Origin of the sequence: Promicromonospora sp. NPDC050880, assembly GCF_044456525.1 — a bacterium.
GTDB lineage: Bacteria > Actinomycetota > Actinomycetes > Actinomycetales > Cellulomonadaceae > Promicromonospora.
The window spans coordinates 522433-535518 of record NZ_JBITFV010000003.1; the positions used below are offsets into that span (position 1 = coordinate 522433).

General features: G+C 73.0%; 10 protein-coding genes. 7 read left to right on the forward strand and 3 right to left on the reverse strand.

Annotation, left to right across the window (positions count from 1 at the left end):
- Window positions 1-123: 123 nt before the first annotated feature.
- Window positions 124-1350 carry a pyrophosphate--fructose-6-phosphate 1-phosphotransferase gene (locus tag ACIBBF_RS09075; RefSeq protein WP_397412655.1) on the forward strand — a complete coding sequence of 409 codons (1227 nt, stop codon included), beginning with the start codon at window positions 124-126 and terminating at the stop codon, window positions 1348-1350.
- A 70-nt stretch (window positions 1351-1420) separates the two neighbouring features.
- Window positions 1421-2782 (forward strand): class II 3-deoxy-7-phosphoheptulonate synthase, encoded by a 1362-nt coding sequence (locus ACIBBF_RS09080; protein WP_397412657.1) that lies wholly within the window; start codon window positions 1421-1423, stop codon window positions 2780-2782.
- 15 nt (window positions 2783-2797) lie between these two features.
- Here ACIBBF_RS09080 and ACIBBF_RS09085 read toward each other — a convergent pair whose 3' ends face one another.
- On the reverse strand, window positions 2798-3163 hold the full coding sequence (locus ACIBBF_RS09085; RefSeq protein WP_397412659.1) for an Rv2175c family DNA-binding protein: 366 nt from the start codon (window positions 3161-3163) through the stop codon (window positions 2798-2800).
- Window positions 3164-3279: 116 nt separating this feature from the next.
- On the opposite strand from ACIBBF_RS09085, the gene pknB reads away from it, so the two are divergent.
- Complete coding sequence (pknB, locus tag ACIBBF_RS09090) at window positions 3280-5193, forward strand: Stk1 family PASTA domain-containing Ser/Thr kinase (RefSeq protein WP_397412661.1); 1914 nt, start codon at window positions 3280-3282, stop codon at window positions 5191-5193.
- A gap of 128 nt (window positions 5194-5321) precedes the next feature.
- On the opposite strand, the gene ACIBBF_RS09095 is transcribed toward pknB, so the two are convergent.
- Window positions 5322-6470: a polyprenyl synthetase family protein gene (locus tag ACIBBF_RS09095; RefSeq protein ID WP_397412663.1), complete on the reverse strand. Its 1149-nt coding sequence runs from the start codon at window positions 6468-6470 to the stop codon at window positions 5322-5324.
- A gap of 19 nt (window positions 6471-6489) precedes the next feature.
- Complete coding sequence (locus tag ACIBBF_RS09100; protein ID WP_397412665.1) at window positions 6490-7053, reverse strand: hypothetical protein; 564 nt, start codon at window positions 7051-7053, stop codon at window positions 6490-6492.
- Between the two features lie 131 nt (window positions 7054-7184).
- On the opposite strand from ACIBBF_RS09100, the gene ACIBBF_RS09105 reads away from it, so the two are divergent.
- The 4 genes from ACIBBF_RS09105 to ACIBBF_RS09120 all read left to right on the forward strand — a co-directional run bounded on the left by ACIBBF_RS09105 (window position 7185) and on the right by ACIBBF_RS09120 (window position 12971).
- Window positions 7185-8777 (forward strand): DUF4192 domain-containing protein, encoded by a 1593-nt coding sequence (locus ACIBBF_RS09105; protein ID WP_397412667.1) that lies wholly within the window; start codon window positions 7185-7187, stop codon window positions 8775-8777.
- A 40-nt stretch (window positions 8778-8817) separates the two neighbouring features.
- Window positions 8818-9183 (forward strand): universal stress protein, encoded by a 366-nt coding sequence (locus ACIBBF_RS09110; protein WP_397412668.1) that lies wholly within the window; start codon window positions 8818-8820, stop codon window positions 9181-9183.
- 392 nt (window positions 9184-9575) lie between these two features.
- Window positions 9576-11276: an RNA polymerase sigma factor gene (locus ACIBBF_RS09115; protein WP_397412670.1), complete on the forward strand. Its 1701-nt coding sequence runs from the start codon at window positions 9576-9578 to the stop codon at window positions 11274-11276.
- Window positions 11277-11393: 117 nt separating this feature from the next.
- The gene (locus ACIBBF_RS09120) at window positions 11394-12971 is read left to right on the forward strand and encodes a SpoIID/LytB domain-containing protein (protein WP_397412672.1); all 1578 of its coding nucleotides are present in this window, start codon (window positions 11394-11396) and stop codon (window positions 12969-12971) included.
- Window positions 12972-13086 lie beyond the last annotated feature (115 nt).

Here is a 13086-nt window from a genome sequence, read left to right on the forward strand (position 1 = left end):
GCTCATTCACCGGACGTGCCGAGCGCCGTCCCCACCCGTCAGTAGGATGACGACGAAGGGTGCCGCGCGGGCGAACGCCGGCTGCGGCACCGCGAAACTCCCCTGATGAGAGGTGCTCCTCCGATGGCTGTTCGTCGTGTGGCCCTGCTGACCGCCGGCGGCTTCGCGCCCTGCCTGTCGTCGTCGGTCGGCGGCCTGATCGAGCGTTACACCGAGCTCGACCCCGAGATCGAGATCATTGCCTACCTGCACGGCTACCACGGCCTGCTGACCGGCAACAAGATCGAGATCGACGAGGAGGCCCGCAAGCAGGCGCACGTCCTGCACCGCTTCGGCGGCTCGCCGATCGGCAACTCGCGCGTCAAGCTCACCAACGTCAAGGACGCGGTCAAGCGCGGCCTGGTCCAGGAAGGCCAGGACCCGCTGCACGTGGCCGCGGAGCAGCTCAAGGCCGACGGCGTGGACGTGCTGCACACCATCGGTGGCGACGACACCAACACGACCGCCGCCGACCTGGCCGCGTACCTGCACGAGAACGGCTACGAGCTCACGGTCGTCGGCCTGCCCAAGACGATCGACAACGACGTGGTGCCGATCAAGCAGTCGCTCGGCGCGTGGACCGCCGCCGAGGAGGGCGCGAAGTTCGCCGCCAACATCATCGGCGAGAACCGTGTGGGCCCGCGCATGCTCATCGTGCACGAGGTCATGGGCCGCCACTGCGGCTGGCTGACCGCGGCCACGGCGAAGGCCTACCGCGAGTGGCTGGACGAGCAGGAGTGGGCGCCGGCGCTGGGCCTGTCGCGCGAGCGCTGGGACGTGCACGCCGTGTTCCTGCCCGAGCTCGAGATCGACATCGAGGGCGAGGCCAAGCGCCTGCGCGAGGTCATGGACACCCAGGGCAACGTCAACATCTTCCTGTCGGAGGGTGCGGGCATGCACGAGATCGTGGCGCAGCTCGAGGCCGCGGGCGAGACCGTGGAGCGGGACCCGTTCGGGCACGTCAAGCTCGACACGATCAACCCCGGCCAGTGGTTCGCCAAGCAGTTCGCGGAGAAGCTCGGCGCCGAGAAGACGATGGTCCAGAAGTCGGGCTACTTCTCCCGCGCCGCCGCCGCGAACGGCGACGACCTGCGCCTGATCAAGTCGATGACCGACTACGCGGTCGAGTGCGCGCTGCGCGGCGAGTCCGGCGTCATCGGCCACGACGAGGAGGACGGCGACCGCCTCAAGGCGATCGCGTTCCCGCGGATCGCCGGCGGCAAGGCCTTCGACGTCTCGCAGGAGTGGTTCGGCCAGATCCTGTCGGACATCGGCCAGCCGCTCGTGCCGGCCGCCCCGGCGGAGCACTGAGCACCGTGCGGGCACCACTGGCACCACCGGCTCTGGCACCACGGGCTCTGGTACGGCGGGCGGCGCGTCGATGAGCACCGTCACCGATCCGGCCGGGCGGGCCACGGGCCCCACGGGTCTGGACCACTTCCGCACGCTGGAGGCACGCCAGCAGCCCACGTGGCCGGACGCCGCAGCACTCGCGGCGGCGACCGGCCGCCTGGCCCAGGCCGCGCCCATCGTGGTGCCCGCACAGGCCGACACCCTGACCGAGCGGCTCGCCGCCGCCGGCCGGGGCGAGGCGTTCCTGCTCCAGGGCGGGGACTGCGCGGAGACGTTCGCCGAGGCGAACGCCGACCGCATCCGCAACAAGATCCGCACGATCCTGCAGATGGCGGTGGTGCTCACGCACGGCGCGAGCACGCCCGTGGTGAAGATGGGCCGCATGGCCGGCCAGTACGCCAAGCCACGCTCCAGCGACACCGAGACACGCGACGGCGTCACGCTGCCCGCCTACCGCGGCGACATGATCAACGGATTCCCGTTCACGGACGCCGACCGCACGCCCGACCCGGAGCGGCTGGAGCAGGCCTACCGGATCTCGTCCGCGACGGCGAACGTGGTGCGTGCCTTCACCCAGGGTGGTTTCGCCGACCTGCGCCAGGTGCACGAGTGGAACCGCGGCTTCATGCGCAACCCCGCCTACGCGCGGTACGAGAAGACGGCGGACGAGATCGACCGCGCCATCCGGTTCATGCACGCGTGCGGCGCCGACTTCGACGCGCTGCGCTCGGTGGAGTTCTACCTGAGCCACGAGGCCCTCGTGCTCGACTACGAGCGGGCGCTGACCCGCACGGACCAGAGCACGGGCAAGGCCTACGACACGAGCGCGCACTTCCTGTGGATCGGCGAGCGCACCCGCCAGCTCGACGGCGCCCACGTCGACTTCATGGCCCGCATCGCCAACCCGATCGGTGTCAAGCTCGGCCCCACGACGACGCCGCACGACGCGCTGGCCCTGACCGAACGCCTCAACCCGGAGAACCTGCCGGGCCGGCTGACCTTCATCACGCGCATGGGCGCCGGCCGGGTCCGGGACGTGCTGCCGTCGATCGTCGAGGCGGTGACCTGGTCCGGCGCGAACGTCACGTGGGTGACGGACCCGATGCACGGCAACACGATCACGTCCGACAGCGGGTACAAGACCCGCCGGCTCACGGACGTGCTCGACGAGGTGGCCGGGTTCTTCGAGGTGCACCGGGCGCTCGGCACCGTGCCGGGCGGCCTGCACATGGAGCTCACCGGCGACGACGTCACCGAGGTGCTCGGCGGCAGCGAGGAGATCTCGGACGCAGGCCTCGCGCTGCGCTACGAGACCCTGGTGGACCCGCGCCTGAACCACCAGCAGTCGCTGGAGCTGGCGTTCCAGGTGGCCGAGATGCTGCGGGCCTGACGGTCCTCCGGTCCGTCAGAGCAGCGTCTGCGCCACCCGGCGCACCGCCGCGCGCTTGCCGTTGATCAGGGCGTCCACCGGCTGCTCCCCGAGCTCCTCGTTCGGCGTGAACAGCCACTCGATGATCTCCTCGTCGGAGAAGCCGGCGTCCGACAGGAGGATGACCGTGCCCCGCAAGGTCGGGATGGGGCCGGGGCGCCCGTCGACCTCGGGCAGCACGAACCGGGCGGGCACCTGGAAGGTCTTGTTGTCGCCCCGCTTGATGCCCACGACGTACCGGTCACGGACGAGGCCGCGGCACTTGCCGACCTCGACGTCGAGGGTCTCGGCGAGGTCGGGGAGGGTCAGCCATTCGCCCACGAGGGCGTCGAGATCTGTCACAGGAGAAGCCTAGGCGACGGGGCCCGCCCCCGTGATCCGCAACGATCCCGCAACGTCCCCTGTCCGGTGTGCGCGTTTCATCCGGCGTGTGGGCGGTCCCCCGTACACTCCCACCCGTGGCTCAGGTGACGGCAGACTCGCTCATCGGCCGCCTGGTCGACGGGCGGTACCGGATTGTGGCGCGCGTGGCGCGCGGCGGGATGGCCACGGTCTACCGCGCGCACGACACGCGCCTGAACCGGGAGATCGCCCTCAAGGTGATGCACCCGCACCTGGCGGAGGGCGACCAGGCGGCGAGCTTCCTGCAGCGCTTCGAGCGCGAGGCGCGCTCGGCCGCCGGGCTGCAGCACCACGGTGTCGTCGCGGTCTACGACCAGGGCATCGACGGCGACATGCGCTACCTCACCATGGAGTACGTGCCGGGCACCAACCTGCGGCACCTGATCCGCGAGGGTGAGCTCACGCTGCGCCGCACGTTCGCGATCCTCGACGTGGTCCTGTCCGCGCTCGCGGCCGCGCACGCCAAGGGCATCGTGCACCGCGACATCAAGCCGGAGAACGTGCTGCTGGAGGAGGGCACGGGGCGGGCCAAGGTGGCCGACTTCGGGCTGGCGCGCGCGATCTCGGAGGTGTCCAACACGACCACGGGCACCGTGCTGGGCACGGTGGCCTATCTGGCGCCGGAGACGATCTCGACCGGTCACGTCGACGCGCGCGCCGACGTCTACGCGGTCGGCATCCTCGCGTTCGAGATGTTCACGGGCCGGCTGCCGCACGAGGGGGAGGGGCCCATCCAGGTCGCGTTCGCGCACGTGAACAGCGACGTGCCGCCCGTGAGCGCGTTCGCCGGCCACCTGGGCCGCCCGCTGGACCAGCTCGTCCGCGCGCTCACGGCGCGGGACCCGGCCCAGCGCCCGCCCGACGCCGTCGTGGCGCTCGACGCGCTGCGCAGCACGTTCCGGCAGATCCCGAACGAGGTGCTGGACATCCCCGCGAAGGCGGCGCCCCCGCCGTCGTCCGCCGCGGTGAAGGCGGCGCGGACCGCCGTGGTCGAGCGGCCGCAGGTGGGCCGGTGGGCGGCCCAGCAGGTGCAGCCCGTGCAGGCGGGTGCGCCCGTGCCGCCGGTCCCGCCGCCGCCCCGCCGGCGGCGGCGCGGTCGTGCCGCCCTGCTGGCGGTCGCGCTGGTAGCGGTCCTGTTCAGCGCCTGGTGGTACGTCGAGCGTGGTCCGGGGGCCTACGCGGTGGTGCCCGACGGCGTCGTCGGGGCGACCGAGGAACGCGCGCAGGAGGCGCTGACCGAGGCCGGTCTCACGCCGTCGAGCACGCAGGAGTACGACTCGGACGTGCCCGAGGGGCAGGTCATCTCGGTACGGCCGGACGAGGGCAGCCGCACCCAGCGGGACGAGCCGGTCCGGCTCGTGGTCTCGCTCGGTCAGGAGCTGGCCGAGGTCCCGTCCGGCCTGGTCGGCATGCCGCAGGCCGACGCCGTCGCCGCGCTGGAGGGTGCCGGCCTCGCGGACGTCGAGGTGTCCCGCGAGTACACGAACGACGGCGCCGAGGGCGAGGTCATCTGGGCGTCGGTGCGCGACGGCGACATGATCCCGGTCGACGAGCACGTGCGGCTCACGGTGTCGGACGGGCCACCGCCGGTCACGGTGCCGGACGTCGCGGGGACGGCGGCGCCGGAGGCCCGTGACACGCTGCGGGCCGAGGGCTTCACGGTGAAGCGGGAGACCGTCTTCGACGAGCAGACACCGCCCGGTACCGTGCTCCGGACCGAGCCCGCCGGCGGCAAGGGCGCCGACCAGGGCAGCAGCGTGACGATGGTCGTCAGCGGCGGCCCCCGGGGCACCGTGCCCGACGTCGTGGGCCTGTCCGTCGAGGAGGCCACCACGACGCTCGAGGACGCCGGGTACAGGGTGACGGTGCGCGGCTTCGGCGAGCTGTTCGGCGAGGGGGTCGTGGAGACCGAACCGTCCGCGGGCGAACGGCTCAAGCAGGGCGCCGAGGTGACGATCTGGACGTTCTGAGCTGGACGTTCTGAGCTGGGAGGTTCTGAGCCGGGAGGTTCTGAGCCGGGAGGTTCTGAGCCGGGGGTGCTGACGCTGGTGCCTGCCGGCGCGTGGTCGCTCCGTCCCGGCGCGGCCGGCCTGCTCGCTCAGGCGGTCCGGTCGACGGCGGCGTGCGCCAGGTCGCTCAGCACGCCCCGTCCGGGCTCGCTCAGGTCGGCCAGGCCGAGCAGCGCGTGGGCGCGGACGGCCAGGTCGTCGATCAGGTGCTCCACGGCGTCGAGCGCGCCCGAGCCGACGATGACCCCGCGCACGCGCTCGACGTCCTCGTCCGTCAGCCCCGGATCGCCGAGCGCGGCGGTCAGGACCGCGGCCTGCTCCCCGTGCGGGTCGGGCAGCAGCGCCAGCGTGCGGGCCACGACCACCGTGCGCTTGCCCTCGCGCAGGTCGTCCCCGGCGGGCTTGCCGGTCACCGCGGGGTCGCCGAACACGCCCAGCACGTCGTCCCGGAGCTGGAACGCCTCGCCCAGCGGCAGGCCGGCCGCCTCGATCCCGGATGCGGCGTCCGCACCGCTCCCGGCCAGCAGCGCGCCCATCGCCAGCGGCGCGGCCACCGAGTAGCTGGCGGTCTTGGCCCGCAGCACCCGGCGGGCGCGCTCCTCGTCGGAGGCGGGGTCGTCGCCCCAGGGCTCGGCCTGGACCAGCACGTCGAGGTACTGGCCCACGACCACCTCGCTCTGCATGGCGTCGAACCGGGCCCGCACGGGTCCGGCCACCTCGGGCGGCAGCGGCGCGAGCGCAGCGGTCAGCTCGCGCTGCGCGGCCAGCAGCACCAGGTCGCCGAGCAGGATGGCCGCGGCGTCGCCGAAGCCCTCCGGCTCGCCCGCCCAGCCGGCTGCGGCGTGCCGGGCGGCGAACGCCCGGTGCGCGGTGGGCCGTCCGCGCCGGGTGTCGGAGTTGTCCATGACGTCGTCGTGCAGCAGTGCCGCCGCCTGGAACAGCTCGAGCGCGGCACCCACGCGGACGGCCGCGGTACGCGCGGGGTCCGCCGGGTCCGCGGAACCGCCGTGCGCGCGGAACGACCAGTAGCAGAACGCCGCTCGCAGCCGCTTGCCGCCCAGGAGCAGGCCGGCCGCCTCGTCCACCATCGCCTGGGCGCTCGGGCTGATCGCGCTGACCTCCGCACCCAGCAGGTCGAGGTGGGCGGACACCGCGGCATCGACGTCGGTGCGGAGGTTCTCGGCGTCGAGGAGAGCGGCGGGGGTCAGGGCACCGGCACGGGTGGGTGAGGCGGACACCCGCCCAGCCTATGGGGTCCTACGGGGTGCGGACGGTGCCGCTGATCGAGGCGAGGCGCCGGTCGCCGTCGTCGAGCACCCCCACGACGAGCGACTCCTGGACCTCGCCCGACTTCGCACGCGTGATCCGCAGGAACGCGGTCTGGGCGGTCAGCCCGCTCGACTCGGGCGCCGAGATCTGCCTGAAGCCCTGGTCCAGCAGGATCTTCCGGGCCTGCTCCACGACCTTCTTCGCGGGGAGCTGCGACGACAGGTTCAGCGTCACCTGCGTCATCGGCGGGCCCGCGGCCCGGGCACCTGCCGTCACGGGCCGCGCCGACGACGCCAGCAGCGTGGCGCCCTCCGGCATCGGGAAGAGATCGGCAGGGAACCCGTCGGCGTACGTCGCCACGGCCGACGACGGGTCGAAGGTCGGCAGCTCGGTGGGCCCGCCCGACGCGACGGCACCGGCCTCCGGCGCGCGTTCGCCGGCCGAGGCGGACGCCGGCTGCTCGGTCCCGGAACCGCACCCGGCGGTCGCCAGCGCCAGGCCGACGGCGGCGGCGAGCGCGGCCGTGCGGCGGACGGTGACGAGGTGAGGCACGTCGCACACGGTAGCCGGAGAGACCCTCGTTCGGACAGCGTGCCGCACGGACCTCCTCCACAGGCAGCATGTTGTCCACACGGGCGCTCCTGACGGTGCCGGGGCGTCGCCGGGCGGCTGTGATCGTGGGCATGAACTCCGATGCGCGCCGTGACGCGAACCTCGACCTGACCCTCGACGCGAGTCCTGACGTGGATCTCGACGTGAACGCTGACCTGAATGCCGACCTGAACGCCGACCTGAACCGCGGCCCGGACGCAGTACGCGTTCCCGGCCCGGCTCCCGAACCGCTTCCCGCCACGGTTCCTGATCCGCTCCCGGCTTCGGATACGGGCCGGAGCACCGGCCGAGGCCGGCCGGCCCCGGCGGTGCCGCCCGCGCCGCCGGCCCCGCCCGCCGCCACGGTCGTCCGCGTGGCCGGGCCGGAGGACCTCCTGGCCTACATCCCCTACCGGCTCGGCTTCCGGCCTGCGGAGTCCGTCGTCGCGGTGAGCCTGACGGGACCGCGTCAGCGGGTCGGGCTCGTGGCCCGGGTCGACATCGACGACCTCCGCCTCCGGGAGCCCGGCGACCCGGGCGGGCCCGACGGCGCCGCCACCGCACGCTGGCTCACCGACCACGTGGTGGCCGACGGCGCCGACCGCGCCGTCGTCGTGCTCTACACCGAGACCGACGTGGTCAGGCCGGTGGCGGCAGCGCGGCGCGCCGTCGAGGTGCTCCGCGCCCGGCTCGAACGGCGGCTGCCCGGCGTGGAGGTGTGGCTCGTGACACCCACGGGATTCCGGGCGCTCGACTGCACCGACCCGCTCTGCTGCCCGCCGCAGGGCAGGCCCCTCACCGTGCTCCAGGGCAGCCGGGTCGCGGCCCACATGGTCCTGGAGGGGCGCACGGTGGCCGGCACCCGCGAGGAGCGGTACGCCCTGCGACCTGCGCCGGAGACGGCCCGCACCCAGGCGCGGCGCGCCGCCGCCCGCTGGAGCGAGACCCTCCGGCGGCTCCTCGCCGGATCCCGGTACCCGACGGCGAGCGACGAGACCGCACTGGCCGAGTGGGGCGCGGAGAGCCTCCGTCTGTGGCGGTCCGCGGTCCGCCAGACGGCCGCCACCCGCCCGGGACAGGACGACCCGCTGTCACCCGTGACCCTCGGCAAGATCGGGGCCGCCCTGGCCGACACGCCGGTCCGCGACGCGGTGCTGCTCAGCCTGGCGCCCGGCACCGAGGAGATCGCCCGTCGCACGGCCCGCCGTGAGGCGGACGGGGACACGGACGCGGCCATCAGCGGGGTGATGGCGCGGATCATCGACCCTGTGCAGGGAGTCCCGCCCGAGACCGGCGTCACCGGTCCCGCACGCCGGGTCCTGGAGGCGGTGGTCACGCACGTGCCCCGGCGTCGCCGGGCACCTGCCTACCTGCTGCTCGCGCTGATCGCGTGGTGGCACGGCGACGGAGGGCTCGCCGTCGAGCGCGTGACCGAGGCGCTCGGTGTCGACCCGGAGTACCGCCTCGCCCTGCTGCTGCGCAGCGCGATCGTCGGGGGAGTCCCGCCCGGGTGGGTGCGACGGGACCGGGACTCCTCGCGGCACGAACCCGGCGCCGCCGCCCGCGGCGACTCCCGGTCGCGCGCCTGGCCCGATCGTCCGACCGATCGTCCGGCCAACCTGCAGGCCCGTGACGGAGCCGGTGACGGCGACGGGACCGATCCTGACCAGGTGGCGGTCGTGTGAGGCACGATCAGGGGCTTCCGGTGGGGTAGCGTCGGTGGACATGACGATCGTCGTCGGTCACCTCGCCACGCCCGAGGGCCAGGAGGCTCTGCGCACCGCTGTCACCGAGGCGCGGGAGCGCCAGGTCCCGCTGGTCGTCGTCACGAGCGGGAAGCAGCCCCTGGACGAGTGCCAGGCCCAGACCGAGGAGCTGGTGGGCCGGCTCGCGGCGGGCGCCGACGTGCGGGTGGAGCAGGGCACGGGTGACCTCGCCGAGGACCTGATCCGCACCGCCACGAGCACCGGTGCGGCACTGATCGTGATCGGCCTGCGCAAGCGCAGCCCGGTCGGCAAGCTCATCCTCGGGGCCGGCGCCCAGCGCATCCTTGTCGAGGCACCGTGCCCGGTGCTCGCCGTCAAGGTCTGAGGCCGGTACAGCAGTCCGAGTGCGGTCAGGAGCCCGAGGCCGGTCAAGGCCTGAGGCTGGCCGTGGGGTGGACCCGGGGGCACCCCACGGCTCCGTACGAGGGCTCCGTACGAGGTGGTCCGGGCGGGGCGCTCGGGGAGCTGGCCGGCAACGGATCGGCCACGCCGGGAATGGTCGGGCGGTCCGGTTCGTTGACCCTTGGCACGCAAATGAAGGCATGCAGAATCCCACACCCACTCGGGGCGGCCCGCCCGAGGTGACTTCGCACCGACTTTGCCGCGATCGCCGCGTTCGTCGCGGCGTACACGGATGCCGACGGTACAATATATATGTTCGCCGGCGGAAGAAGAAGGTCCAGTGAAGGCCACGTCGGCAGTACACCGCCCCCTCGAATGCCGAAAGGTCGGTTTGTGGCGCCCACTCCGCTGAAAGCCCCCCAGGACATCACTCCTGCCCCCGCACGCGACAACCTGCCCCGCGAGTTCGAGCATCCTGCCCTGCAGGAGCTCCTTGCCCGTGGCACCGCCGAGGGCTCGGTCGACGCCGAGAACTTCCGGCGTGCATGCGAGACCGCGGAGGTCGGTGACGCCAAGCGGCTCAAGGCGGTGCTGCGAGCGCTGGCCAACGCCGGTGTGCAGGTCGGTCTGCCCACCGTGACCAAGGTGGCCGCTGCCGCGGCCACGCGCTCCACCGTCGCGGCGAAGGCCCCGGCCGACGGCGACGCCGAGGCGAAGCCCGCCCGGCGCACCCGGACCGCGGCCGCGAAGACGACGACCGCCAGGAAGACGACGGCCGCCAAGAAGGCTCCGGCGCGCTCCACCGCGAAGCCGGAGGAGATCGACGAGATCGAGGAGGTGGACGACATCGACCTGAGCGAGGTCGACGACCTCGACGAGGAGACCACGGAGACGCGCAAGAAGCCGGGCGCGAAGGGCGCCGCCGGCAAGAAGGCAGCCGCCCGTGGCAAGTCGAAGTACGACAACATCGAGCCCGACGGCGTCGCCGTCGAGGACCCCGAGGACGAGGCCGAGGCCGGTCCGGAGACCGCCACCAAGGCGACCCGAGGCCGCGCCGGCAAGGCCACGAAGGAGGGCGACGAGAACTCCGGGTTCGTCGTCTCCGACACGGACGACGACGACCAGCCTGCGCAGCAGGTCGTCACCGCCGGTGCCACGGCGGACCCGGTCAAGGACTACCTGAAGCAGATCGGCAAGGTCGCGCTGCTGAACGCGGAGCAGGAGGTCGAGCTCGCCAAGCGCATCGAGGCCGGCCTGTTCGCGGAGGAGCGGCTCGCGACCACCGAGTTCGACCGGAACGACAAGGACCAGCGCCGCTTCGAGCGCGACCTCAAGTGGATCGCGCACGACGGCAAGCGGGCCAAGAACCACCTGCTGGAGGCCAACCTCCGCCTCGTGGTCTCGCTCGCCAAGCGCTACACGGGCCGCGGCATGCTGTTCCTGGACCTGATCCAGGAGGGCAACCTCGGTCTGATCCGTGCGGTCGAGAAGTTCGACTACACCAAGGGCTACAAGTTCTCGACGTACGCCACCTGGTGGATCCGGCAGGCGATCACGCGTGCCATGGCCGACCAGGCCCGCACCATCCGCATCCCGGTGCACATGGTCGAGGTCATCAACAAGCTGGCCCGCGTCCAGCGCCAGATGCTCCAGGACCTGGGTCGCGAGCCCACGCCGGAGGAGCTGGCCAAGGAGCTGGACATGACCCCCGAGAAGGTGGTCGAGGTCCAGAAGTACGGCCGCGAGCCCATCTCGCTGAGCACCCCGCTCGGCGAGGACGGCGACAGCGAGTTCGGTGACCTCATCGAGGACTCCGAGGCCGTCGTCCCTGCGGACGCCGTGTCCTTCACGCTGCTGCAGGAGCAGCTGCACCAGGTCCTCGACACGCTCTCCGAGCGCGAGGCCGGCGTGGTCTCCATGCGGTTCGGCCTGCAGGACGGCCAGCCCAAGACGCTCGACGAGATCGGCAAGGTCTACGGCGTGACGCGTGAGCGCATCCGCCAGATCGAGTCCAAGACGATGTCGAAGCTGCGCCACCCCTCGCGGTCGCAGGTGCTGCGCGACTACCTCGACTGACATCGGCCGGCCCCGGGCCTGACCGGGCACCGGCGGCCGCCGGCACACCGACGCCGGGCGGGTGAACTTCCTCGGAAGTCACCCGCCCGGCGTCGTTCGTATGGGAATCTGCCCGATGTGTCCACATTGATCAGCGCCGCTCCTGCCGCGCGGCTCGCCCGTGCGGCCGCCTTCCTCGTCACCCTGCTCCTCGCGGTCGGACTGTCCGCGGCGCCGGCCGAGGCGGCGGGCTACACGCTGACCGCCTCCGGCACGTCGACGACCACGGCGGCGACGCCGCGGACGCTCTCGGTCGTGTACCGGTACAACGGTGTCGTCCGGAAGAACGCCAGGGTGGCGCTGCAGCGGTACAGCGGCGGCTCCTGGGTCCGGGTGAAGTTCGTGACCACGGGCTCCACGGGCAAGGCGACGGCGTCGGTCAACCCGTCCGTCACGACGAAGTACCGGTTCCGCACCAGCACGGCGACGAGCGCGACCATGACCGTGACGGTCGTGCCCGGCTCGTGGGCCGTGGCCGGCTCGGGCAGCGGGCACGGCGTCGGCATGTCGCAGTGGGGTGCCTACCAGATGGCCCGGTCGGGCCGGTCTGCCGTCGACATCCTGCGGTACTACTACACCGGTGCGACCGTCGGCACCGCGAACAACCCGCGGACGTCGATCGACGTGCAGGTGCTCGGCCGTGCCTCCGACCCGGCCACCACCACGCTGAGCCTGTCCGCCGGGTCGTGGCGGCTCCTGGACGGCGCCTCGACGCAGCTCGCCACGGGCACGTCGGCCCGGCGGATCACCATCGCACGCACCACGTCGGGAGTGACCGCCACGGTGACCGAGAACGGGACCGTGCGGCAGACGATCGGCGCGCGCCCGACCCTCTACCTGGAGTGGACGGGCACCGACTACTGGCCCGGCACCTCCGGCACCGTGACGGTCACCGGCGCCCAGGGCACCTACCGGCACGGCCGGCTCCGGATCAGCAGCCCGGGGACGCGACCCAACGTGGTCAACCAGGTGGCCCTCAACGACGAGTACCTGTACGGGATCGACGAGATGCCGTCGCTGTGGGGGACGAGCGGTTACGGCGGGGCCGCGGCGCTCCAGGCGCAGGCGATCGTCGCCCGCAATTACGCCGTCCTCGACAAGACCGAGGGCCTGAAGGCCTCCTGCGACTGCCACCTCTACGACGACACCGCCAGCCAGAACTACACGGGCTGGAAGAAGGAGGGCGGCGAGTCGGGTTCGGTCTGGCGGGCGGCCGTGGACGCGACCCGGCAGGACGACGTGTCGACGGTGACGGTGGTGCGCAACGCGTCCGGCGGCATCGCCGAGACGCCGTACTTCGCGGCGTCGGGCCGGGGCGGCAGCTTCTCGGGCACCGCGAGCAACCGGGACGCGTTCGGCACGGCCGCGCAGTCGCACCTGGCGCACGTGTCGGACCCCTACTCGGCCCAGGCGCCCGGCAACCCGTACGTGTCGTGGACGGGCACGCTCACGCAGGCGAAGGCGCGGACCATCTTCGGCTTCGGCTGGGTCAGATCGGTCAAGGTCACCGCGCGGTACTCCAGCGGGCAGATCAAGACGATGCAGGCCGTCTCCGACAAAGGAGTGAGCCGCACCCTGACCAAGACCGCCGAGGGCTGGCGCACCACCCTCGGGTTCCGCGGGTCGTGGGCGCACACCGTGACGGCTCGCCCGTAGCACGGTTCCAGGGACGACGACGGCGGGGGGGGGGCCGGCCGGGGGGGCCCCCCCCCGCGGGGGGGGGGGGGGGGGGGGGGGGGGGGGGGGGGGGGGGGGGGGGGGTGGGGGTGGG

Excerpts from the sequence above, each read along its gene's own strand:
- ACIBBF_RS09075 (WP_397412655.1), top strand. The coding sequence starts at position 124 with ATGGCTGTTCGTCGTGTGGCCCTGCTGACCGCCGGCGGCTTCGCGCCC.
- ACIBBF_RS09080 (WP_397412657.1), top strand. The coding sequence starts at position 1,421 with ATGAGCACCGTCACCGATCCGGCCGGGCGGGCCACGGGCCCCACGGGT.
- ACIBBF_RS09105 (WP_397412667.1), top strand. The coding sequence starts at position 7,185 with ATGAACTCCGATGCGCGCCGTGACGCGAACCTCGACCTGACCCTCGAC.
- ACIBBF_RS09110 (WP_397412668.1), top strand. The coding sequence starts at position 8,818 with ATGACGATCGTCGTCGGTCACCTCGCCACGCCCGAGGGCCAGGAGGCT.
- ACIBBF_RS09115 (WP_397412670.1), top strand. The coding sequence starts at position 9,576 with ATGCCGAAAGGTCGGTTTGTGGCGCCCACTCCGCTGAAAGCCCCCCAG.